Here is a 22,763-nt window from a genome sequence, read left to right on the forward strand (position 1 = left end):
CATTAACCTCCTTTCAGTTTTAAAGCTTATTTAGCCTTTTCAACTATTTCAACAAGTCTCCATCTCTTATCCTTAGATAAAGGTCTAGTTTCCATTATTGATACTCTATCATTAATTTTAGCTTCATTATTTTCATCATGTACTTTAAACTTTGTAGTTCTATTAATTGTTTTTCCATATAACGGATGTCTAACCTTAGTTTCAACTGCAACTACAATAGTCTTTTCCATTTTATCAGAAACAACCCTACCAATTCTTTTCTTTCTTAATGATCTTTCCATTAGGGCTTACCTCCTTCCAACTTTTATTGTTCCAATGCCTTTAATTCTTCTTCTCTTAAGATGGTTTTTATTTGGGCTATAGATTTCTTAACTTCTTTTATTCTCATTGGATTTTCTAATTGTCCTGTAGCTAATTGAAATCTTAAGTTAAATAATTCTGCTTTAAGGTCACCCAATTTTACTGTTAAATCTTGAGGATTGTTTGATTTCAATTCTTTTAATTCTCTAGCCTTCATTATTGTTCACCACCCATTTCCTCAAAATCTCTTTTTGAAACAAATTTTGTCTTTACAGGAAGTTTGTGTGAAGCAAGTCTCATTGCTTCTCTAGCAGTTTCTTCTTGTACTCCTGATAATTCAAATAAAACCCTACCTGGCTTAACTACTGCAACCCAGTATTCTGGTGATCCTTTACCTGAACCCATTCTTGTTTCAGCTGGTTTCTCTGTAACTGGCTTATCTGGGAAAATCTTTATCCAAAGTTTTCCACCTCTTTTAATGTATCTATTGATAGCAATTCTGGCAGATTCAATTTGATTACTAGTTATCCATCCACAGCTTAATGCTTGAATTCCGTAATCGCCATAAGCTAAGAAATTACCTCTTGTTGCTTTACCTTTCATTCTGCCACGTTGCACCTTACGATGTTTTACCCTCTTAGGCATTAACATGATCTATTCCTCCTTTCCTATGCGTTAGCTTCTTCCTTTTCTACTTTCTTAGTTGGAAGAACTTCTCCATTATAAATCCACACTTTAACTCCGATTTTTCCATATGTTGTATCTGCTTCAGCAAATCCATATTCAATATCAGCTCTTAATGTTTGTAGTGGAATTGTTCCTTCATGATAATGTTCAGTTCTTGCTATTTCAGCTCCACCTAATCTACCAGAACATGAAGTTTTTACACCTTTTATTCCATGTTTCATAGCTCTTTGCATTGTTTGCTTCATAGCTCTTCTAAATGAAATTCTCTTTTCTAATTGTGCAGCAATATTTTCAGCCATTAATTGAGCATCAGCTTCTGCACTTTTTACTTCAACTATGTTTATTAAAACATTTTTACTCTCAACAAATTGAGTTAATTTATTCTTTAAATTCTCAATTCCTGATCCACCTTTGCCTATAACGACACCTGGCTTTGCTGTATATATGTTTAATTTAACTCTCTTAGCAGCTCTTTCAATTTCAATTTTAGAAATACCTGCTGCAAAAAGATCTTTTTTAACAAATTTTCTAATTTTATTATCTTCAATAAGATTATCAGCAAAATTCTTTTTATTTGCATACCATTTTGCATCCCATCCCTTGATAACGCCTACTCTAAGGCCATGAGGATTAACTTTTTGTCCCACTTGCTTTTCCCTCCTTTTATATTATGCTCTTTCTTTAACAACTACTGTTATGTTACTTGTTTTCTTTAAAATCTTAAATGCTCTACCTTGAGCATGAGGTTGGAATCTCTTTAATGTTGATCCTTGACCAACAAAACATTCTGAAACATATAAGTTATCAGCATTTAATTCCAAATTATTTTCAGCATTTGCAACAGCTGATTTTAAAACTTTGTTTATTACTACTGCTGCTTCTCTTGGAGTATATTGTAAAATCGCAAAAGCTTCATTAACTTGTTTTCCTCTGATTAAATCAAGAATTACTCCCACTTTTGTTGGAGACATTCTGATATATTTTGCTATAGCTCTAGCTTCCATTTATGATCCTCCTTTCCAGGCTATCTTTTTGATGTTTTATCTGCTTCATGACCTTTATAAGTTCTAGTTAATACAAATTCACCTAACTTATGGCCAACCATATCTTCTGATATATATACTGGTACATGCTTTCTTCCATCGTGGACAGCTATTGTATGCCCAATAAATTGTGGAAAAATTGTTGAACTTCTTGACCAAGTTTTAACAACCTTTTTTTCTCCAGTACCATTCATTTCTTCAATCTTCTTATAAAGCCCTTCATGAACGAAAGGTGCCTTCTTTGTTGATCTACTCACTAATATGCCTCCCTTCCTAAGCACTAAGTTCTAAGTTTTGAAGAGAACTTATTATTCCCCTCAAACTACTTAGTTCTTCTATCTTTGATAATAAATTTATCTGAATATTTTTTAGTTTTTCTAGTCTTATATCCAAGTGCTGGTTTACCCCATGGAGTAACTGGACTTGGTCTACCAACTGGTGATTTACCTTCACCACCACCGTGAGGGTGATCGTTAGGGTTCATTACAGATCCTCTTACTGTTGGTCTCCATCCCATATGTCTCTTTCTACCTGCTTTACCGATATTAACTATATCATTAGTTGCATTAGAAAGCGCTCCAATTGTAGCTCTACATTCGATTCTAACATATCTCATTTCACCTGATGGTAATCTAAGAGTTGCATAATCTCCTTCTTTAGCCATTAATTGAGCTGAATTTCCTGCTGCTCTAACTAATTGGCCACCTTTTCCTCTTTGTAATTCTATATTATGAATTACTGTACCAACTGGGATATTCTTTAATGGAAGAGCATTTCCTGGTTTGATATCAGCATTAACTCCTGATTCAATAACATCTCCAACATTTAATCCTGCTGGCGCAAGAATATATCTCTTTTCTCCATCTGCATATACAACAAGTGCAATATATGCAGTTCTGTTTGGATCATATTCTATAGTTGCAACCTTTGCTGAAACTTCATCTTTATTTCTTTTGAAATCTATTATTCTGTATTTTCTTTTAACGGTACCACCACGGTGTCTAACAGTGATTTTACCTTGATTATTTCTACCTGCTTTAACTTTTAACGCAACAAGAAGTGACTTTTCCGGTTCTTGTGAAGTTATTTCTTCAAAAGTTGGCATAGTCATTTGTCTTCTTGCTGGTGTAATCGGGTTAAACTTTTTAACTGCCATTTAAAATTCCCTCCTTCTTTAAGCTTCTCTGGTGTTTATCACCAATAATGGCTTTACTATACTATTATTGCATTCCTTCGAAGAATTCAATTCCATTGCTTTCTTCAGTTAATGTAACAACAGCTTTCTTATAATCTGCTCTCTTACCAACATGTACGCCCATTCTTTTAGTTTTACCTATACCGTTTATAGTATTAACTGATTCAACTTTAACGTTGAAAACTTCTTCCACAGCTCTCTTTATTTGAGATTTATTAGCATCAACATGAACTATGAAAGTGTACTTCTTATCGGCCATAGACGCCATACTTTTTTCAGTGATAATTGGCTTTCTTATTATATCATGGCTTGTTAATTTCATTATGCGTACACCTCCTCAATTTTTGATACAGCATCTTTAGTAATGATTAATTTTTCATACTTTAATAAATCATATACATTGATGTTGTTTGCTGGAATAATATTTATTCCTTGAATATTTCTTGCTGACTTATAAACAACTTCATTAGATTCTGCTGTTATAATTAATGCTTTCTTAGCTTCTAAAGCTTTTAACATTTCAACCATATTCTTAGTTTTTGGTGCTTCAAAATTCAACGAATCAAGAACGATCATTTGATTATCTTGAACCTTGCTAGTTAAAGCAGATTTCATAGCAACTTTTCTCATGCTCTTTGGAACTGAAACTCTATAATCTCTTGGCTTTGGTGCGAACACAATACCACCTTTGATCCATTGTGGTGCTCTGATAGAACCTTGTCTTGCTCTTCCAGTACCCTTTTGTCTCCAAGGCTTGATTCCGCCTCCTCTAACTTCAGATCTAGTTTTAGTTGATTGAGTTCCTTGTCTCTTGTTAGCTAATAATGCAACTACTACTTGATGTAATGCATATTCATTGATTTCTGCTGCAAATACACTTTCATTAAGTTCCATATCTGCAACCTTGTTTCCTTCTTTATTAAATACTCCTACTGTAGGCATTCTAATTCCTCCTTTCCTTACAGAAATTAAGCTTTAACTGCATCTTTAATTACTACTGTACCTTTGTTAGGCCCTGGGATTCCACCCTTTATTAGTATTAAATTCTTTTCAGCTATTACTTTAACAACTTCTAAATTTAGCACTGTTGTATTAACAGATCCCATATGTCCTGGCATTCTCTTGTTTTTGAATGTTCTAGATGGATCTGATGAAGCTCCCATTGAACCAGGTGCTCTCTTAAACTTAGAACCGTGAGTCATATCTCCTGTATGTTGATTCCATCTCTTTATAGCTCCTTGGAAACCCTTTCCCTTAGATACTGCAGACACATCAACCTTTTCTCCAGCTTCAAATACATCAGCTTTTATTTCATTTCCAACTTCATATTGATTTATATCATCAATTCTGAATTCTTTAAGAGTTCTTCTTACGCTAACTCCTGCTTTAGCAAATTGGCCTTTTCTTGGCTTATTAGCTAATTTTTCTCTAATTTCATCGAAACCAACTTGTATTGCTTCATAACCATCATTTTCTAATGTTTTCTTTTGAACAACAACACATGGACCAGCTTCAACTACAGTTACAGGAATCACTTTTCCTTTTTCATCAAAAATCTGTGTCATTCCTATTTTCTTTCCTATTATAGCTTTTTTCATGTATTTACACCTCCCAAACTAATTAGCGGACTGTTAACAATCATAACTAGCCGTTTTTATATTATTCCAGTATTATAGCTTGATTTCTATATCAACACCTGCTGGAAGATTTAATCTCATTAATGCATCAACAGTTTTTGGTGATGGATTAACAATATCGATTAATCTCTTATGAGTTCTTATCTCAAATTGTTCTCTTGAATCTTTGTACTTATGAACCGCTCTTAATATAGTAACAACATCTTTTTCAGTTGGTAATGGTACTGGACCTACAACCTTAGCGCCTGTTGTTTTAGCAGTTTCAACGATTTTTTCAGCCGATTGATCTAATATTGTGTGATCAAATGCTTTTAATCTAATTCTTATTTTTTGCTTTGACATTTCATTTCCCTCCTTTTTATGTACGTTTTACTTCGAACGCACAACAGCAATTCCTCTGTAAACTGTTCCAGGTGTTTCTCAACACTCCGACATCAGATTTAATCCCTGTCGTTGGATTCTAGATCCAAACTTACTCATTAAGAATTACCCGGAAGCCCGGCAACCTCTTAATTCTTAGCTGTATGCTATGCAACTTCTTAATTATACTATTGTTATATAGTGTTTTCAAGCTTTTTTTTACATTTTATAAACTTTTTTTATTTATTGTTTTATAATCTACTTTTATTCAGATTGCTTTAATTTTTAAGCAACTTTTTACTTTAATCTCTTCACATTGATTGTTTTTATTTTTTTAATTTTTAGTAAAATAAAAGCAAGGTAAAATGCCTTGCTTTTATAAGATTTCCTATTCTACTATACTAGTAACAACTCCAGAACCTACAGTTCTTCCACCTTCTCTGATAGCGAATCTTAATCCTTCATCCATTGCGATTGGAGTGATTAATTCAACATTCATATCAATGTGATCTCCAGGCATTACCATTTCCATTCCATCTGGTAATTTGATTGATCCTGTAACATCTGTTGTTCTGAAATAGAATTGTGGTCTATATCCATCGAAGAATGGAGTATGTCTTCCACCTTCTTCTTTCTTAAGTACGTATACTTGACCTACAAATTTTGTGTGAGGGTGTACTGAATTTGGTTTTGATAATACTTGACCTCTTTCAATATCAGTTCTTTGAACTCCTCTTAATAATGCTCCAATGTTATCCCCTGCTTGCGCTTCGTCTAATAACTTTCTGAACATTTCGATTCCAGTTACTACAACCTTCTTCTTTTCTTCTGATAATCCAACGATTTCTACTTCATCTCCTACGTGAAGTATTCCAGCTTCAACTCTTCCTGTTGCAACTGTTCCTCTTCCTGTAATTGTGAATACATCTTCGATCGGCATTAAGAATGCTTTATCTGTTGCTCTTTCTGGAGTTGGGATATAGCTATCTACTGCTTCCATTAAGTCCCTGATTGGCTTAATTGCTTCTTCATCTGTTGGGTTTTCTAATGCTTTTAATGCTGATCCTGTTATTACTGGAATATCGTCTCCTGGGAAGTCATATTCACTTAATAATTCTCTAACTTCCATTTCAACTAATTCTAATAATTCTGGATCATCTACCATATCTGCTTTGTTTAAGAATACTACGATATATTGGATACCTACTCTTGATCCAAGTAAGATATGTTCTCTTGTTTGTGGCATTGGACCATCTGCTGCTGATACAACTAAGATAGCTCCATCCATTTGTGCTGCTCCTGTGATCATGTTCTTAACATAGTCAGCATGTCCTGGACAGTCAACGTGAGCATAGTGTCTGTTTTCTGTTTGGTATTCAACGTGTGCTGTATTGATTGTGATTCCTCTTTCTTTTTCTTCTGGAGCCTTATCAATATCTGCATAGTTAAATGCTTCTGCAAATCCTTTGTTTGCTAATACTGTTGTTATTGCTGCTGTTAATGTTGTCTTACCATGGTCTACGTGACCTATTGTTCCAATATTAACGTGTGGCTTACTTCTTTCATACTTTGCTTTTGCCATTGTAATTTTCCTCCCTTAATAGACATTAATTTAAAGAATCTTTTCGTAAATATTATAACTTATAGATATTTTAATATCCATATCTATTATTCAGTTTTTTATCATGTTATATAAAAATTATTCAAAATCAAGCAAAATTTATACAACATGATATAAAATCATTTATTATTTAGCTCTGCTACCAGCAATTTGTTCTTGGATATTCTTTGGTACTTCTTCATAATGATCAAATACCATTGAGTAAACTCCTCTACCTTGAGTTCTAGATCTTAATGAAGTAGCATAACCGAACATTTCTGATAATGGAACAAATGCTCTAATAACTTGAGCTCCATTAACAGCTTCCATTCCTTCCATTCTACCTCTTCTTGAATTAATATCTCCGATAACATCTCCCATATATTCTTCAGGAACTGTTACTTCAACTTTCATCATTGGTTCAAGAAGAACTGGACTTGCTTTCGCCATTGCATTCTTAAATGCCATAGATCCTGCAATCTTAAATGCCATTTCAGATGAGTCAACTTCATGGTATGAACCATGTACTAACTTAACTTTGAAGTTAATAACGTTATATCCAGCAATAATACCATTTAAAGCTGCTTCTCTAATACCATTGTCAATAGCTGGAATATATTCCTTAGGAATAGCACCACCAACAACTGCATTTTCAAATACATATTCACCTTCAGTTGGTTCCATTTCAATTACAGCATGACCGTATTGTCCCTTACCACCTGATTGTTTAGCATATTTCGCTTCAGCTTTAACAGCACTTCTAATTGTTTCTTTATATGCAACTTGAGGAGCACCAACATTACATTCAACTTTAAATTCTCTTTGAAGTCTATCAACGATAATTTCTAAGTGAAGTTCTCCCATACCTGCAATAATTGTTTGACCTGTTTCTGTATCAGTCCAAGTCTTAAAAGTAGGATCTTCTTCTGCTAATTTAGCTAATGCCATTCCCATCTTTTCTTGAGCATCTTTTGTTTTAGGCTCAATAGCTACATTTATAACTGGTTCTGGGAATTCCATTGCTTCAAGAATTATTGGACTATTTTCAGCACATAAAGTATCACCTGTTGTAGTGTTCTTTAATCCGATTACTGCTCCAATTTCTCCTGCTTCTAATGATTCAACTTCTGATCTTGAGTTAGAATGCATCTTAACAAGTCTACCAATTCTTTCTTTCTTACCTTTTGTTGAGTTAAGAACATACGAACCACTTTGCATTACACCTGAATATATTCTTGTGAATGCTAATTTACCAACAAATGGATCAGTAGCTATCTTGAATGCTAAAGCTGATAATGGTTCAGAGTCAGAAGAATTTCTATGATCTTCTTCTCCATCTAGTGTTGTTCCTTTTATTGCTGGAACATCTAATGGTGATGGTAAGTAATCTACAACTCCATCAATCATTTCTTGAACACCTTTGTTTTTGTATGAAGAACCACAAATACAAGGATATATTTCGTTAGCAATTGTAGCTTTTCTTAAAGCATTTTTTAACTCTTCAATTGTAAGCTCTTCACCTTCTAAATATTTTTCCATCAATTCTTCATCTGTTTCAGCAATAGCTTCTATCATTGCACTTCTATATTCTTCAGCTTGCTCAACATATTCAGCTGGAATTTCTTCTTCTCTCATATCTTTTCCAAGATCATCATAAAATATAAAAGCAACATTTTTTATAAGGTCAACCATTCCCTTAAAACCTTGCTCACTGCCTACTGGAATTTGAATTGGTACTGCATTTGCTTTCAATCTATCTTTAACTGTTTGAATACATCTAAAGAAGTCAGCACCTGTTGCATCCATTTTATTTACATATATCATTCTTGGTACGCCATACTTATCTGCCTGTCTCCAAACAGTTTCAGTTTGTGGTTCAACACCACTCTTTGCATCAAGAACTGTAACAGCTCCATCAAGTACTCTTAATGATCTTTCAACTTCAACAGTAAAGTCTACGTGACCAGGAGTATCTATAATATTAAGTTCATGTTCTTTCCAGAAACATGAAGTTGCTGCTGAAGTAATTGTTATACCTCTTTCTTGTTCTTGAACCATCCAGTCCATTGTAGCTTCACCATCATGAACTTCTCCTATTTTATGACTCACTCCTGTATAGAACAATATACGTTCAGTAGTAGTTGTCTTACCTGCGTCAATATGAGCCATTATACCAAAGTTACGAAACTTATCTAAAGGATATTTTCTAGCCATTTATTTGTCCTCCTCTCAACGAGTAAATTTAATTTAATTTGACAAAACTGCCTTAGCATACGCCAAAACAGTTTTATTTTTATTAGTATCTGTAATGAGCAAATGCTTTATTAGCTTCTGCCATTTTATGAGTATCTTCTCTCTTCTTAACAGCTGCTCCTGTGTTATTAGATGCATCTAATAATTCACCTGCAACTCTTTCACTCATTAGCTTTTCGCCTCTTTTTCTTGCTGCTATTAACATCCATCTTATTCCTAATGTCTGTCTTCTTTCAGGTCTAACTTCTATTGGAACTTGATAAGTAGCACCACCTATTCTTCTAGCTTTAACTTCAAGCAATGGCATTACATTGTTCATAGCTTCTTCAAATACCTCTAAAGCTTCTTTCCCACTTCTTTTTGCCATTAATTCAAATGCTTCATAGCATATCTTTTGGGCAACACCCTTCTTACCATCTTCCATTATGCTGTTTATAAATTTAGTAACAACTTTTGAATTGTACACTGGATCTGGTAATACATCTCTTTTTGCAATATGTCCTTTTCTTGGCACTTTTCTTCCCTCCTTAACATTTTAAATTTAAGTTCATCGGTACTCGGCATTTTTATAACACCGCAAAGCGCTACATCTTTTACATCTATATAAACTGAAATTCAAATCTATAACTCATGTTGAAGATAAGCACTATTTTTTAATTAAAAAGCCTATTTTTGTTTAGGTTTCTTAGCACCGTACTTTGATCTTCCTTGTAATCTGTTAGCTACTCCAGCACAATCTAATGCACCTCTTACAATATGGTATCTAACACCAGGAACGTCTTTAACTCTTCCACCTCTTATTAGAACAACACTATGTTCTTGTAAGTTGTGGCCCACTCCACCAATATATGCAGTTACTTCATATCCATTTGTCAATCTTACTCTGGCAATTTTTCTTAACGCTGAGTTAGGTTTCTTAGGAGTTGTTGTTTTAACTACTGTACATACTCCTCTTTTTTGTGGACATTCTTTAAGTGCTGGTGCAGTTGACTTAACTGTTGTTGTCTTTCTACCTTTTCTTACCAATTGGCTAATAGTTGGCATCTTTTCACCTCCCAAAATTTATTTATCTATTTTTAAATTAAGATAAACGCAAATAATTAAATTATAGTTATGTATTAAATACATACTAAACCAACAATACAACGTAATGTAAAGTTTACCTATTAAAATTATTATATTAACACATATTTGTGTGATTTCACATATGAAATCACACAAACTGTATTTTATCATTTAACATTATATATGTCAATATAATTAAATTCTATTCTTCAACCACTTCTGTAATTGCTTCTTCTACTAATTGGTTATCTGTTTCTACTTTTAAAGATCTATATCTCATCATTCCAGTACCAGCTGGAATTAACTTACCAATTATTACATTTTCCTTCAATCCAACTAAAGGATCAACTTTTCCTTTAATCGCTGCTTCTGTTAATACTCTTGTGGTTTCTTGGAACGAAGCCGCTGATAAGAAGCTATCAGTTGCTAATGCAGCTTTAGTAATACCTAGTAGAGTTTGTTCTCCTTTTGCTTCTTCTCCACCAAATTCTCTAACTCTAGCATTTTCCTCATGAAAATCAAACATATCAATCATAGTTCCTGGCAATAAATCTGAATCTCCTGATTCAAGAATTTTTATTTTTCTAGTCATTTGTCTAACAACTACCTCTAAATGCTTATCATTAATATCAACACCTTGTAGTCTATAAACTTTCTGAACTTCTGAAAGTAAATATCTTCTTGCTCCATCTATACCTTTTATGCTCATAATATCATGAGGATTTACCGAACCTTCTGTAATTTCATCTCCGGCTTCAATGTAATCTCCTTCAGTCACTTTTAATCTCGAACCGAACGGTATATCATAGCTACGTTCTTCACCATCTGAACTCATAACTATCACTGTTCTCTTTTTCTTCGTTTCTTCCATCTTTACATTACCAGTAATTTCACTTACAATTGCAAGACCCTTTGGCTTTCTAGCTTCAAATAATTCTTCAACTCTAGGTAACCCCTGGGTAATATCTGCTCCAGCAACTCCACCTGTATGGAATGTTCTCATAGTAAGCTGAGTTCCTGGTTCTCCAATTGATTGTGCAGCTATTATTCCAACAGCTTCACCTATATCAATCTTTTTAGCAGTAGCCATGTTCATACCATAACATTTAGCACAAACTCCAACTTTACATTTACAAGTAAATACTGATCTGATTTTTACTTTCTTAACTCCTGCTGAAACAATCTTATCTGCTGCATATGGATCCATATATTCATTTCTTGGATAAATCACATTTCCATTATTAGGATCAATAATATCTTCAGCAGTATATCTTCCAATTAATCTTTCTCTTAATTCTTCGATAGTTTCATTGCCTTCTTTTATTTCACTTACAACAATTCCATCTTCTACACCACAGTCTTCTTCCCTTACGATAACATCTTGTGATACATCAACAAGTCTTCTTGTCAAATATCCTGAATCCGCAGTTTTTAAAGCTGTATCTGCATTACCTTTTCTAGCACCATGTGTAGATGAGAAATATTCAAGAACATCTAATCCTTCTTTAAACGAAGCTCTAATTGGTAACTCGATAATCTTACCAGATGGACTTGCCATAAGTCCTCTCATACCAGCCAATTGCTTGATTTGAGATTTTGATCCTCTGGCTCCTGAGTCAGCCATCATATATATAGGGTTGAACTTATCAAGACTATCCATTAATGCATTAGCAACATCTTCAGTAGTTTGAGTCCATTTTTCTATAACTCGTTCGTATCTTTCCTCATCTGAAATGAATCCTCTTTTATACATCTTTTCAATCTTTTCAATTGTTTCATCTGCTTCTTTAAGTAATTCATACTTAGAATCTGGTACTATTATATCTGATGATGCAACTGTAACAGCTCCAATTGATGAATAATGATATCCTAAAGCTTTGATATTATCAAGCATTATAGATGTCTTAACTGGACCATGTTTCATATAGCATTGATCGATTATTTTTCCTAAAGACTTTTTAGTAACCAAGAAATCAACTTCTAAATTGAACATTTCGTCTTCATTTTCTCTATTAACTAAGCCTAAATTTTGCGGTATAGATTCATTAAATATAATCTTTCCAACAGTTGTTTTGATTATTTTAGACTTTGAAACTCCATCAACAGTTCTAAACATTCTAACATTTATTTGAGCATGGATGTCAATTTCCTTAACTTCATATGCCATTATAGCTTCGTCTTTACTAGAGAATACCATACCATCACCTTTGGCTTCATTTCTATCCATAGTTAGATAGTATGATCCCAAAACCATATCTTGTGTTGGTACACATACCGGTTTACCATCTGATGGTTTTAAAATATTTGTTGCTGCTAACATTAAAAATCTTGCTTCAGCTTGTGCTTCAACTGAAAGTGGAAGATGGACAGCCATCTGATCTCCATCAAAGTCTGCATTGTAAGCTGTACATGCTAGTGGATGCAACTTAATAGCTCTACCTTCTACTAAAACTGGTTGGAATGCTTGAATACCTAGTCTATGTAAAGTAGGCGCACGGTTAAGCAATACTGGATGATCTGCAATTACTTCTTCTAAAACATCCCATACTTGAGGCAATACTCTTTCAACCATTCTTTTAGCACTCTTTATATTATGAGCAATTCCATCCTGAACCAACTTCTTCATTACAAATGGCTTAAATAACTCTATAGCCATTTCTTTTGGTAATCCACATTGGTACATTTTCAATTCTGGTCCAACAACTATAACTGATCTACCTGAGTAGTCAACTCTTTTTCCAAGTAAGTTTTGTCTAAATCTTCCTTGCTTACCTTTAAGCATATCTGATAATGATTTTAAAGGTCTATTTCCTGGTCCAGTTACTGGTCTTCCTCTTCTACCATTATCGATAAGTGCATCCACAGCTTCTTGAAGCATTCTTTTTTCATTTCTTACTATTATATCCGGAGCCCCTAAATCTAATAGTTTCTTCAATCTGTTGTTTCTATTAATAACTCTTCTATATAAGTCATTTAAATCAGATGTTGCAAATCTTCCCCCATCTAATTGAACCATAGGTCTCAAATCTGGTGGTATTACTGGTATTACATTTACAACCATCCATTCTGGATTGTTTCCTGACTTTCTAAAAGATTCTACTACTTCAAGTCTTCTTATAATTCTAACCTTTTTTTGCCCAGTACTTTGCTTAAGTTCTTCCTTTAATTCCTTTGAACCATTTTCCAAGTCAATTTCTCTAAGCAACTCTTGAATAGCTTCTGCTCCCATTCCAGCTACGAAACTTTCATCTCCATATTTATCTACAGCTTCTCTATATTCTTTTTCGTTAAGAAGCTGTTTCTTCAATAACGGAGTTTCTTTTGGGTCAATTACTATATAAGATGCAAAATATAAAACTTTTTCTAAAGCTCTTGGTGACATATCCAAAATTAATCCCATTCTTGACGGAATTCCTTTAAAGTACCAAATGTGAGATACTGGGGCAGCCAATTCTATATGCCCCATTCTTTCTCTTCTAACTTTAGCTTTTGTGACTTCAACTCCACATCTATCACAAACTATGCCTTTATATCTTACTCTTTTATATTTTCCACAATGACATTCCCAATCTTTCATTGGTCCAAAAATTCTTTCACAGAACAAACCATCTCTTTCTGGCTTTAAAGTTCTGTAGTTAATTGTTTCAGGCTTTTTAACCTCTCCTCTTGACCATTGTCTTATTTGCTCTGGAGATGCTAAGCCAATTTGTATTGCATCAAAATTATTTAATTCAAACAAGGGTAAATCCTCCCTTCAATATTAGTGTTCATCATTAAAATCATCTAGCTCTAATTCTGTCTCAAGCTCTTCAATATCGACACTCTCATCATAATCAATATCATCTATATCTTCATCTGGATTTTGATCATAACTATCATCGGCTATTGTTCCTTCTGGTTCTTGCACAATCACTTCTTCAGTACCTTCTATGTTAACTTCTAGGTTTGCCATATCTTCATCAACAAACTCTTTTAAAGTCACTTCTTCATTTTCATCATTTAAAACCTTAATATCTAAGCATAATGCTTGAAGTTCTTTAATAAGAACCTTAAATGATTCTGGAACTCCTGGTTCAGGTATATTTTCACCTTTGACTATAGCTTCATATGTCTTAACTCTACCTACAACATCATCTGATTTAACAGTCAATATTTCTTGTAATGTATGCGCCGCACCATATGCTTCTAAAGCCCAAACTTCCATTTCACCAAATCTTTGACCTCCAAATTGAGCTTTACCTCCTAATGGCTGTTGAGTAACTAGTGAATATGGGCCTGTAGATCTTGCATGTATTTTGTCATCTACCAAATGGTGAAGTTTTAATATATACATTATACCTACAGTTACTAGATTGTCAAAAGGCTCTCCTGTTCTACCATCATATAATACAGTTTTAGCATTAGCATTAAATCCAGCTTTCACTAAACATTCTGTAATTTCTTCTTGAGTAGCTCCATCAAATACCGGTGTAGCTATATGCCAACCTAAATGACTAGCTGCCCAACCTAAATGTACTTCAAGTACTTGCCCGATATTCATACGTGAAGGTACTCCAAGTGGATTTAAGCATATTTGAAGCGGTCTACCATCTGGTAAAAACGGCATATCTTCTTCTGGTAATATTCTAGAGATAACCCCTTTATTACCATGACGCCCAGCCATTTTGTCTCCTACAGATATTTTTCTTTTTTGTGCGATATAACATCTTACAAGTTCATTTACTCCAGGATTTAATTCATCCCCATTTTCCCTTGTAAAAACTTTAATATCAACTATTATTCCAGCTTCTCCATGAGGTACTCTTAACGATGTATCTCTAACTTCTCTAGCTTTTTCACCAAAGATTGCTCTTAATAATCTTTCTTCTGCAGTTAGTTCAGTTTCACCCTTAGGTGTTACTTTTCCAACTAATATATCTCCTGATCTTACTTCTGCACCAATTCTTATGATACCTCTATCATCTACATCTTTAAGAGCATCTTCACTTACATTTGGAATATCTCTTGTGATTTCTTCTGGTCCAAGCTTAGTATCTCTCGCTTCACATTCATATTCTTCTATATGCATAGATGTAAATACATCTTCTCTTACTAATTCTTCAGAAATAAGCATAGCATCTTCGTAATTATAACCTTCCCAAGTTATGAATCCCATTCTTATATTCTTACCTAGTGCAATTTCTCCTAAATCTGTAGACGGACCATCTGCAATTACTTGGTTCTTGTAAACCAATTCTCCTAAATCAACTATAGGTCTTTGGTTTATACATGTTCCAGAGTTACTTCGCTTAAACTTTAATAGTTTACATATATCAGTTCCTCCATCAGAATCTCTTTTGATTCTAATTTCACTACCTGATACATAAGTAACAACACCTGCATTTTTTGCCTTTGGCAATACACCTGAATCTACAGCTGCTTTAAACTCTATTCCTGTTCCAACAATTGGTGCTTGCGGATTTAACAACGGAACTGCTTGACGTTGCATGTTAGATCCCATAAGTGCTCTTGTAGCATCATCATTTTCAAGGAACGGAATCATAGCAGTTGCTACAGATACCATTTGTCTTGCAGATACGTCAATCAAATCAACTTCTGTTGCAGGAACAACTAAAACATCATCTAAATGCCTAACTGTAACCCTTTTTTCTATGAATTGACCATTTTCAGCCATTGGTGTTTTTGCTTGAGCAATTAAGCATTGATCTTCTTCGTCAGCTGTAAAATATCTAATTTCATCAGTAGCTCTCGAATTTTCTTTATCTACAATTCTATACGGTGTTTCAATAAAGCCATACTCATTAACCTTTGCGAAAGTAGCCAATGAATTTATTAATCCTATATTAGGACCTTCTGGTGTTTCAATCGGACACATTCTACCATAATGTGAATGGTGAACGTCTCTTACTTCGAAACCAGCTCTTTCTCTTGAAAGACCTCCTGGCCCCAATGCTGACAATCTTCTTTTATGTGTAAGTTCTGATAATGGATTAGTTTGATCCATGAATTGTGATAGCTGTGAACTACCAAAGAATTCTTTAATAGCTGCTGCTACTGGTCTTATGTTAATTAACATTTGAGGAGTTATTGCTTCTTGATCTTGAATAGTCATTCTTTCTTTAACTACTCTCTCCATTCTAGATAAACCAATTCTGAATTGATTTTGCAATAATTCACCTACAGATCTTAATCTTCTATTTCCTAGATGATCTATATCATCAACATAACCTACTCCATAAGCTAATCCTAATTCATAACTAATAGTTGCAAATATATCATCTCTTATAATATGTTTTGGAATAAGCTTATTAATATTTTTCTTTATTTCTTCTTTAATGCTTTTCTCATCTGAGAAATTATCTAATATTTCCTTTAATGTTGGATAGTGTACCATTTCTTTTATTCCTAAATCAGAAACATCAAATGAAACTTGTTTCTTCAAATCAACAAAATTATTGCTGATTACTCTAATAACTTTATCCTCTATTAATACATCAACAGATTTGATACCAGCGTTTTGAATTTGTTCAGCCATTAATCTGCTTATCTTCTGACCATTTTCAACCATAATCTCACCAGTTTGTGGATTAACAATGTCAGTAGCTGCAACTTGATTAGCAATTCTTAAATTCAACGCAAGTTTTTTATTAAATTTGTATCTACCAACTCTAGATAGATCGTATCTCTTTGCATCAAAGAACAACGTATCAATTAATGATATTGCACTATCAACAGTTGGTGGCTCACCTGGTCTTAATCTCTTATATATTTCAAGTAAAGCTTCTTCTTTTGTTTTAGTATTATCCTTTTCTATTGAAGCTCTAAATCTTTCTTCTTCTCCAAAAAAGTCTAATAACTCTTGGTCACTTCCTAATCCCATTGCTCTTGCTAAAATAGTTATTGATAATTTTCTAGTTTTATCAATTCTTACATAAATGATATCGTTAGAATCTGTTTCATATTCTAACCATGCTCCTCTATTAGGGATTACAGTTGATGAAAATAATTTCTTACCGCTCTTATCTATCGAGTAATTGTAATATACTCCCGGCGACCTTACTAACTGACTTACAATAACTCTTTCAGCACCATTAATTAAAAATGTACCTTGTTCTGTCATTAATGGGAAGTCACCCATAAACACTTCTTGTTCTTTAATTTCACCTGTTTCATTATTTTGTAATCTAATCGAAACTTTTAATGGTGCTGCATATGTTGAATCTCTTTCTTTGCATTCTTCAACGGAATACTTGATATTTTCCATATCAAGCTTGTAATCTACAAACTCAAGCACTAAATTCCCTGTGAAGTTTGTGATAGGATTAATATCATCAAATACTTCATGCAGCCCTTCTCTTAAAAACCATTCATATGAATCTAATTGTACCTCAATTAAATTCGGCATTTCAGTAACGTCATTAACTTTACCAAAACTCATTCTTGTTCTTTTTCCAACTTTGACAGGATGTACCATGAATTTTCACCCCTTGTATAAAATAAACTAAAATAGCCAAAAGCATACTTTCCCTAAGGACTTTTGCTTTCGGACAGCGTCTTTTTATAGTATAACCATTATTCACCAGGTTATACTCTTTATTTCCACTATAAACATATAATATCCCATAGTGAATAATACATTATATTATAATACCATATGCATTTTATCTCGTCAAGAAATACTATAAAAAACACTAGAAATATTATTTCATTAATTCACTTAACTATATCTTTTTTAATTTATAAAGCTATATAAAATACTCATAAACAAAAAGCATTTTATATAGCTTTATAAATGCAGCTTAAAAAAGGTGCTTAAAAAGCACCTTTTTATATTAAATAAATTACTTGATTTCTACAGTAGCTCCAACTTCAGCTATTTTAGCTTTCATGTCTTCAGCTTCTTCTTTAGACACGCCTTCTTTTAATGTCTTAGGAGCTCCATCAACTATTTCTTTAGCTTCTTTTAATCCTAATCCAGTTATTTCTCTTACTACTTTGATAACTTTAATCTTGTTATCTCCTGCACTAGCTAATATTACGTCAAATTCAGTTTTTTCTTCAGCAGCAGCTCCACCAGCTACAGCTCCACCAGCTACAACAGCAGCAGCAGCACTTACTCCAAATTCTTCTTCACAAGCCTTTACTAATTCGTTTAAGTCTAAAACGCTCATTTCTTTTATTGCTTGAATTATATCTTCTCTTGTCATTTTAATAGCACCTCCGAAATTTTTTTAAATTAATTATTGTTTTATTTTTCTGCTTATTATTCTGCAGATTCAGTTCCCTTACTATCAGCAATAGCACTTAATACACGTGCAAAGCTTGATATTGGAGACTTGATACTTCCAAGAAGTTTTGCAATAAGAACTTCTTTTGATGGTATTGATGCAAGTTGTTTAATCTTATCTGCATCATAGATTTCACCTTCTACAATACCGGCTTTTAATTCTAACTTCTTGTGATCTTTAGCAAAATCATTTAGAACTCTCGCTGCTACTGTTACATCTTCATAACCAAACGCAATAGATACAGGTCCCTCTAAATGTTCTACTATACCATCTAAGCCTAATTCTTTAGCTGCTAAAATAACCAAAGTATTTTTATATACTTTATATTCAACGCCAGCTTCTCTTAAATTTTTTCTAAGAGCAGTATCTTCTTCTACATTTAACCCTTGATACTTACTAAGAACAACAGCTTTTGATTTTTCTAATTTTTCCTTAATTTCAGCAACTTTAGCTTCTTTAAGTTCTCTGTTTTTATTCATTATTGTAGTCCACCTCCTCACAGTTTAAAACTGCTTCTTTTATCAAAAAGACCTTCCCGCAGACAGGAAGGTCTATAATACATCTATTATAATCAACCTAGGTGGGTAGTATATCGTTATGCTTTCGCACCCACTGTCTACGGGGAAAATATTCTCTTTTTTACAACATTAAGATTATACTACTTAATATCCATTAAGTCAATATTAATCTAAAGCTTTTGTAGGATTAATTTTTGCACTTGGTCCCATTGTGCTTGAAACTGATACTGATTTTAAGTATTGTCCTTTTGCAGCTGCTGGTTTTGCTTTAACTAAAGCATCCATTAATGCTGTAAAGTTTTGCTTTAACTTTTCAGTTCCAAATGATTTCTTTCCAATTGGGCAGTGAACTATAGCTGTTTTGTCAACTCTATATTCAACTTTACCAGCTTTGATTTCTTCAATCGCTTTAGCAACATCAAATGTTACTGTTCCTGATTTTGGATTTGGCATTAATCCCTTTGGTCCTAATACTCTACCAATTCTACCAACAACACCCATCATATCTGGAGTTGCAACAACAACATCATAATCAAACCAATTTTCACTTTGAATTTTTTGAACTAATTCTTCAGCTCCAACAAAATCTGCTCCTGCTTGTTGCGCTTCTGCTGCTTTATCACCTTTTGCAAATACAAGTACTCTTACTGTTTTCCCTGTTCCGTTTGGTAATACAACAGCACCTCTTACTTGTTGATCAGCATGTCTTGGATCTACACCTAATCTTACATGTAGTTCAATAGTTTCATCAAAGTTAGCCTTTGCAGTTTTTAATGTAAGGTCTAATGCTTCTACTGGATTATATAATGCACTCTTATCTATAAGCTTTGCACTTTCAATGTATTTTTTTCCCATAATTTGCCTCCTCTGTGGTATTAACGGTTTTGACCTCCCACTTATTTTTAAGAATTACTCTTCAATAGTTACGCCCATACTTCTTGCTGTTCCAGCAATCATTCTCATTGCTGATTCAACATTTGCAGCATTTAAATCTGGCATTTTAGTTTCAGCGATCTTTCTTAATTGATCCTGTGTTAATTTACCAACTTTTGTTTTGTTAGGTACTCCAGAACCACTTTCTAACCCTAATTCCTTTTTGATTAGAACTGCTGCTGGAGGAGTCTTTAGTATAAAACTAAAAGATCTATCTTGGTAAACTGTGATAACTACTGGTATTATTAAACCAGCTTGATTTGCAGTTTTTGCATTGAACTCCTTACAGAATCCCATTATGTTTACACCATGTTGACCTAAAGCTGGACCTACAGGTGGAGCTGGTGTTGCCTTACCTGCTTGAAGTTGAAGTTTAATCATTCCAGTTACTTTCTTAGCCATTTTGTTATTCCTCCTATTACTGTGGTATAACGAACTTTTAGTTCTCCCACTTAATTAAAATTAGTTATATTTAAACTAATTTTTCAACTTGATTAAAGTCTAATTCAGCAAGAGTTTCCCTGCCAAACATCTCTACTAAAGCTTTCACTTTATGTTTTTCAACAATTATCTCTTGTATTGTAGCCACTGAATCTCTTAATGGTCCTGAGATAATTCTTATGCTTTCCCCTACTTCCAAATCAATATCAACTGGCATTTCTAATACACCCATTGATTCAACTTCTTCATCAGACAGAGGAACTGGTTTAGATCCTGGACCAACAAATCCTGTCACGCCCCTAGTATTTCTAACAACGTACCAAGCTTCATCACCCATTAACATTTTCACAAGCACATATCCAGGAAACTTTTTCTTTAATGAAACTTTTTGTTTTCCATCTTTTTCTTCAACCACTTCTTCCATAGGTACTTGTATATCATGGATTAATGCTTCAAGATTTCTGTTTTCAATTGCTTTTTCTAAGTTTGCCTTAACTTTATTTTCGTATCCTGAGTATGTATGTACTACATACCATCTTGCTCTATCACTCATACTTATCAGGCAGTTTTACACCACCCTAACCTCCTTTTATTTTAATTTTAAAAACATATCAAAGAGGTTTCTGAAAATAAAATCAAACCCACCAACTAATATTGTATACATTAGCGTGAATGTTATAACTGCAATAAATGCTTTCTTTGTCTCATCTTTCGAAGGCCAAGTTATTTTCTTCTTAACCTCTACCTTAACCTCTCGGAAAAAACCAAACAAACCATTATTTTTAACAGCTTTTTCAGTCTTTGCATTATCTTTTACTGACATATCTTCACATCCTTAAATTTAATAACTATATGTCATGACTACTGCTAATTATTTTGTTTCTCTATGAAGAGTGTGCTTTTTACAGAATTTACAATACTTTTTCATTTCTAATCTATCTGGATCATTTTTTTTGTTTTTCATTGAATCATAATTTCTTTGTTTACACTCTGTGCATGCTAAAGTTATTTTTGTTCTCATGACTGCACCTCCAGTTTTTCATATATTAAATCAAGAAATTTATTTTCTTGCTTTTCCCTAATTTGCATTGTTTAAAATGTCACTTTTATAAAATATCATAGAATATTTCAATTGTCAATCATCCTTTAAATAGGACTAAGTTATAAAACTTAGCCCTATCGTGATGATTTTTAGTTCCCTATTCTACTATACTAGTAACAACTCCAGAACCTACAGTTCTTCCACCTTCTCTGATAGCGAATCTTAATCCTTCATCCATTGCGATTGGAGTGATTAATTCAACATTCATATCAATGTGATCTCCAGGCATTACCATTTCCATTCCATCTGGTAATTTGATTGATCCTGTAACATCTGTTGTTCTGAAATAGAATTGTGGTCTATATCCATCGAAGAATGGAGTATGTCTTCCACCTTCTTCTTTCTTAAGTACGTATACTTGACCTACAAATTTTGTGTGAGGGTGTACTGAATTTGGTTTTGATAATACTTGACCTCTTTCAATATCAGTTCTTTGAACTCCTCTTAATAATGCTCCAATGTTATCCCCTGCTTGCGCTTCGTCTAATAACTTTCTGAACATTTCGATTCCAGTTACTACAACCTTCTTCTTTTCTTCTGATAATCCAACGATTTCTACTTCATCTCCTACGTGAAGTATTCCAGCTTCAACTCTTCCTGTTGCAACTGTTCCTCTTCCTGTAATTGTGAATACATCTTCGATCGGCATTAAGAATGCTTTATCTGTTGCTCTTTCTGGAGTTGGGATATAGCTATCTACTGCTTCCATTAAGTCCATGATTGGCTTAATTGCTTCTTCATCTGTTGGGTTTTCTAATGCTTTTAATGCTGATCCTGTTATTACTGGAATATCGTCTCCTGGGAAGTCATATTCACTTAATAATTCTCTAACTTCCATTTCAACTAATTCTAATAATTCTGGATCATCTACCATATCTGCTTTGTTTAAGAATACTACGATATATTGGATACCTACTCTTGATCCAAGTAAGATATGTTCTCTTGTTTGTGGCATTGGACCATCTGCTGCTGATACAACTAAGATAGCTCCATCCATTTGTGCTGCTCCTGTGATCATGTTCTTAACATAGTCAGCATGTCCTGGACAGTCAACGTGAGCATAGTGTCTGTTTTCTGTTTGGTATTCAACGTGTGCTGTATTGATTGTGATTCCTCTTTCTTTTTCTTCTGGAGCCTTATCAATATCTGCATAGTTAAATGCTTCTGCAAATCCTTTGTTTGCTAATACTGTTGTTATTGCTGCTGTTAATGTTGTCTTACCATGGTCTACGTGACCTATTGTTCCAATATTAACGTGTGGCTTACTTCTTTCATACTTTGCTTTTGCCATTGTAATTTTCCTCCCTTAATTATCATGTGATAAACTTAGCCTAGTGTTTT

Annotated in this window: 25 protein-coding genes and 1 other annotated feature; all 25 genes read right to left on the reverse strand. The window is 33.6% G+C overall.

The window, feature by feature from the left end:
* Positions 1-26: 26 nt before the first annotated feature.
* Positions 27-281, reverse strand: a complete 255-nt coding sequence (gene rpsQ, locus L3B98_RS18310) for a 30S ribosomal protein S17 (protein ID WP_015390346.1) — start codon at positions 279-281, stop codon at positions 27-29.
* A 23-nt stretch (positions 282-304) separates the two neighbouring features.
* A complete protein-coding gene (gene rpmC / locus L3B98_RS18315) occupies positions 305-517 on the reverse strand; it encodes a 50S ribosomal protein L29 (RefSeq protein ID WP_015390345.1) in 213 nt (70 codons plus the stop codon).
* A complete protein-coding gene (gene rplP, locus L3B98_RS18320) occupies positions 517-951 on the reverse strand; it encodes a 50S ribosomal protein L16 (protein ID WP_015390344.1) in 435 nt (144 codons plus the stop codon). The genes rpmC and rplP overlap by 1 nt, the downstream gene beginning before the upstream one ends.
* 17 nt (positions 952-968) lie before the next feature.
* Positions 969-1,634, reverse strand: a complete 666-nt coding sequence (gene rpsC / locus L3B98_RS18325) for a 30S ribosomal protein S3 (RefSeq protein ID WP_015390343.1) — start codon at positions 1,632-1,634, stop codon at positions 969-971.
* Between the two features lie 21 nt (positions 1,635-1,655).
* Entirely contained in the window at positions 1,656-1,991 is a 336-nt protein-coding gene (gene rplV / locus L3B98_RS18330; RefSeq protein WP_009167817.1) for a 50S ribosomal protein L22, read from the reverse strand.
* Positions 1,992-2,011: 20 nt separating this feature from the next.
* Entirely contained in the window at positions 2,012-2,287 is a 276-nt protein-coding gene (gene rpsS, locus L3B98_RS18335) for a 30S ribosomal protein S19 (protein WP_015390342.1), read from the reverse strand.
* 65 nt (positions 2,288-2,352) lie between these two features.
* On the reverse strand, positions 2,353-3,186 hold the full coding sequence (gene rplB / locus L3B98_RS18340) for a 50S ribosomal protein L2 (RefSeq protein ID WP_015390341.1): 834 nt from the start codon (positions 3,184-3,186) through the stop codon (positions 2,353-2,355).
* Positions 3,187-3,250: 64 nt separating this feature from the next.
* On the reverse strand, positions 3,251-3,547 hold the full coding sequence (rplW, locus tag L3B98_RS18345) for a 50S ribosomal protein L23 (protein ID WP_015390340.1): 297 nt from the start codon (positions 3,545-3,547) through the stop codon (positions 3,251-3,253).
* Positions 3,547-4,167, reverse strand: coding sequence for a 50S ribosomal protein L4 (rplD, locus tag L3B98_RS18350; protein ID WP_015390339.1), 621 nt, complete (start codon positions 4,165-4,167; stop codon positions 3,547-3,549). The genes rplW and rplD overlap by 1 nt, the downstream gene beginning before the upstream one ends.
* A 26-nt stretch (positions 4,168-4,193) precedes the next feature.
* Positions 4,194-4,823, reverse strand: a complete 630-nt coding sequence (gene rplC / locus L3B98_RS18355; RefSeq protein ID WP_015390338.1) for a 50S ribosomal protein L3 — start codon at positions 4,821-4,823, stop codon at positions 4,194-4,196.
* 72 nt (positions 4,824-4,895) lie between these two features.
* Positions 4,896-5,204 (reverse strand): 30S ribosomal protein S10, encoded by a 309-nt coding sequence (gene rpsJ, locus L3B98_RS18360; protein WP_008426564.1) that lies wholly within the window; start codon positions 5,202-5,204, stop codon positions 4,896-4,898.
* Positions 5,205-5,610: 406 nt separating this feature from the next.
* Complete coding sequence (tuf, locus tag L3B98_RS18365; RefSeq protein ID WP_238917794.1) at positions 5,611-6,804, reverse strand: elongation factor Tu; 1,194 nt, start codon at positions 6,802-6,804, stop codon at positions 5,611-5,613.
* A 165-nt stretch (positions 6,805-6,969) separates the two neighbouring features.
* Positions 6,970-9,036 (reverse strand): elongation factor G, encoded by a 2,067-nt coding sequence (gene fusA, locus L3B98_RS18370; RefSeq protein ID WP_077359800.1) that lies wholly within the window; start codon positions 9,034-9,036, stop codon positions 6,970-6,972.
* 82 nt (positions 9,037-9,118) lie between these two features.
* Complete coding sequence (gene rpsG / locus L3B98_RS18375; protein ID WP_015390336.1) at positions 9,119-9,589, reverse strand: 30S ribosomal protein S7; 471 nt, start codon at positions 9,587-9,589, stop codon at positions 9,119-9,121.
* Between the two features lie 152 nt (positions 9,590-9,741).
* On the reverse strand, positions 9,742-10,119 hold the full coding sequence (gene rpsL / locus L3B98_RS18380) for a 30S ribosomal protein S12 (protein ID WP_238917795.1): 378 nt from the start codon (positions 10,117-10,119) through the stop codon (positions 9,742-9,744).
* A gap of 223 nt (positions 10,120-10,342) precedes the next feature.
* A complete protein-coding gene (gene rpoC, locus L3B98_RS18385; protein WP_077359798.1) occupies positions 10,343-13,879 on the reverse strand; it encodes a DNA-directed RNA polymerase subunit beta' in 3,537 nt (1,178 codons plus the stop codon).
* 21 nt (positions 13,880-13,900) lie between these two features.
* Entirely contained in the window at positions 13,901-17,614 is a 3,714-nt protein-coding gene (gene rpoB / locus L3B98_RS18390) for a DNA-directed RNA polymerase subunit beta (RefSeq protein WP_238917796.1), read from the reverse strand.
* Between the two features lie 367 nt (positions 17,615-17,981).
* Positions 17,982-18,347: a 50S ribosomal protein L7/L12 gene (gene rplL / locus L3B98_RS18395; protein WP_015390332.1), complete on the reverse strand. Its 366-nt coding sequence runs from the start codon at positions 18,345-18,347 to the stop codon at positions 17,982-17,984.
* Between the two features lie 56 nt (positions 18,348-18,403).
* Positions 18,404-18,907: a 50S ribosomal protein L10 gene (rplJ, locus tag L3B98_RS18400; protein ID WP_015390331.1), complete on the reverse strand. Its 504-nt coding sequence runs from the start codon at positions 18,905-18,907 to the stop codon at positions 18,404-18,406.
* A gap of 34 nt (positions 18,908-18,941) precedes the next feature.
* Positions 18,942-19,068, reverse strand: a sequence feature (ribosomal protein L10 leader region).
* Positions 19,069-19,111: 43 nt separating this feature from the next.
* Positions 19,112-19,801, reverse strand: coding sequence for a 50S ribosomal protein L1 (gene rplA, locus L3B98_RS18405; protein ID WP_015390330.1), 690 nt, complete (start codon positions 19,799-19,801; stop codon positions 19,112-19,114).
* Positions 19,802-19,855: 54 nt separating this feature from the next.
* Complete coding sequence (rplK, locus tag L3B98_RS18410; protein WP_009167802.1) at positions 19,856-20,281, reverse strand: 50S ribosomal protein L11; 426 nt, start codon at positions 20,279-20,281, stop codon at positions 19,856-19,858.
* Between the two features lie 70 nt (positions 20,282-20,351).
* Positions 20,352-20,873 (reverse strand): transcription termination/antitermination protein NusG, encoded by a 522-nt coding sequence (gene nusG, locus L3B98_RS18415; RefSeq protein WP_015390329.1) that lies wholly within the window; start codon positions 20,871-20,873, stop codon positions 20,352-20,354.
* Between the two features lie 36 nt (positions 20,874-20,909).
* On the reverse strand, positions 20,910-21,143 hold the full coding sequence (gene secE / locus L3B98_RS18420) for a preprotein translocase subunit SecE (protein WP_077359794.1): 234 nt from the start codon (positions 21,141-21,143) through the stop codon (positions 20,910-20,912).
* A 48-nt stretch (positions 21,144-21,191) separates the two neighbouring features.
* Positions 21,192-21,341, reverse strand: coding sequence for a 50S ribosomal protein L33 (gene rpmG, locus L3B98_RS18425; RefSeq protein WP_015390327.1), 150 nt, complete (start codon positions 21,339-21,341; stop codon positions 21,192-21,194).
* Between the two features lie 178 nt (positions 21,342-21,519).
* Positions 21,520-22,713, reverse strand: coding sequence for an elongation factor Tu (tuf, locus tag L3B98_RS18430; RefSeq protein ID WP_015390326.1), 1,194 nt, complete (start codon positions 22,711-22,713; stop codon positions 21,520-21,522).
* Between the last annotated feature and the right edge of the window lie 50 nt (positions 22,714-22,763).

The organism is Clostridium sp. YIM B02555 (assembly GCF_022320955.1).
Classification (GTDB): domain Bacteria; phylum Bacillota; class Clostridia; order Clostridiales; family Clostridiaceae; genus Clostridium; species Clostridium saccharoperbutylacetonicum.

Coding starts and splice junctions, on each gene's coding strand:
- rpsQ (WP_015390346.1), bottom strand. CDS start 281: ATGGAAAGATCATTAAGAAAGAAAAGAATTGGTAGGGTTGTTTCTGAT.
- rpmC (WP_015390345.1), bottom strand. CDS start 517: ATGAAGGCTAGAGAATTAAAAGAATTGAAATCAAACAATCCTCAAGAT.
- rplP (WP_015390344.1), bottom strand. CDS start 951: ATGTTAATGCCTAAGAGGGTAAAACATCGTAAGGTGCAACGTGGCAGA.
- rplV (WP_009167817.1), bottom strand. CDS start 1,991: ATGGAAGCTAGAGCTATAGCAAAATATATCAGAATGTCTCCAACAAAA.
- rplB (WP_015390341.1), bottom strand. CDS start 3,186: ATGGCAGTTAAAAAGTTTAACCCGATTACACCAGCAAGAAGACAAATG.
- rplW (WP_015390340.1), bottom strand. CDS start 3,547: ATGAAATTAACAAGCCATGATATAATAAGAAAGCCAATTATCACTGAA.
- rplD (WP_015390339.1), bottom strand. CDS start 4,167: ATGCCTACAGTAGGAGTATTTAATAAAGAAGGAAACAAGGTTGCAGAT.
- rplC (WP_015390338.1), bottom strand. CDS start 4,823: ATGAAAAAAGCTATAATAGGAAAGAAAATAGGAATGACACAGATTTTT.
- rpsJ (WP_008426564.1), bottom strand. CDS start 5,204: ATGTCAAAGCAAAAAATAAGAATTAGATTAAAAGCATTTGATCACACA.
- tuf (WP_238917794.1), bottom strand. CDS start 6,804: ATGGCAAAAGCAAAGTATGAAAGAAGTAAGCCACACGTTAATATTGGA.
- fusA (WP_077359800.1), bottom strand. CDS start 9,036: ATGGCTAGAAAATATCCTTTAGATAAGTTTCGTAACTTTGGTATAATG.
- rpsL (WP_238917795.1), bottom strand. CDS start 10,119: ATGCCAACTATTAGCCAATTGGTAAGAAAAGGTAGAAAGACAACAACA.
- rpoB (WP_238917796.1), bottom strand. CDS start 17,614: ATGGTACATCCTGTCAAAGTTGGAAAAAGAACAAGAATGAGTTTTGGT.
- rplL (WP_015390332.1), bottom strand. CDS start 18,347: ATGACAAGAGAAGATATAATTCAAGCAATAAAAGAAATGAGCGTTTTA.
- rplJ (WP_015390331.1), bottom strand. CDS start 18,907: ATGAATAAAAACAGAGAACTTAAAGAAGCTAAAGTTGCTGAAATTAAG.
- rplA (WP_015390330.1), bottom strand. CDS start 19,801: ATGGGAAAAAAATACATTGAAAGTGCAAAGCTTATAGATAAGAGTGCA.
- rplK (WP_009167802.1), bottom strand. CDS start 20,281: ATGGCTAAGAAAGTAACTGGAATGATTAAACTTCAACTTCAAGCAGGT.
- nusG (WP_015390329.1), bottom strand. CDS start 20,873: ATGAGTGATAGAGCAAGATGGTATGTAGTACATACATACTCAGGATAC.
- secE (WP_077359794.1), bottom strand. CDS start 21,143: ATGTCAGTAAAAGATAATGCAAAGACTGAAAAAGCTGTTAAAAATAAT.
- rpmG (WP_015390327.1), bottom strand. CDS start 21,341: ATGAGAACAAAAATAACTTTAGCATGCACAGAGTGTAAACAAAGAAAT.
- tuf (WP_015390326.1), bottom strand. CDS start 22,713: ATGGCAAAAGCAAAGTATGAAAGAAGTAAGCCACACGTTAATATTGGA.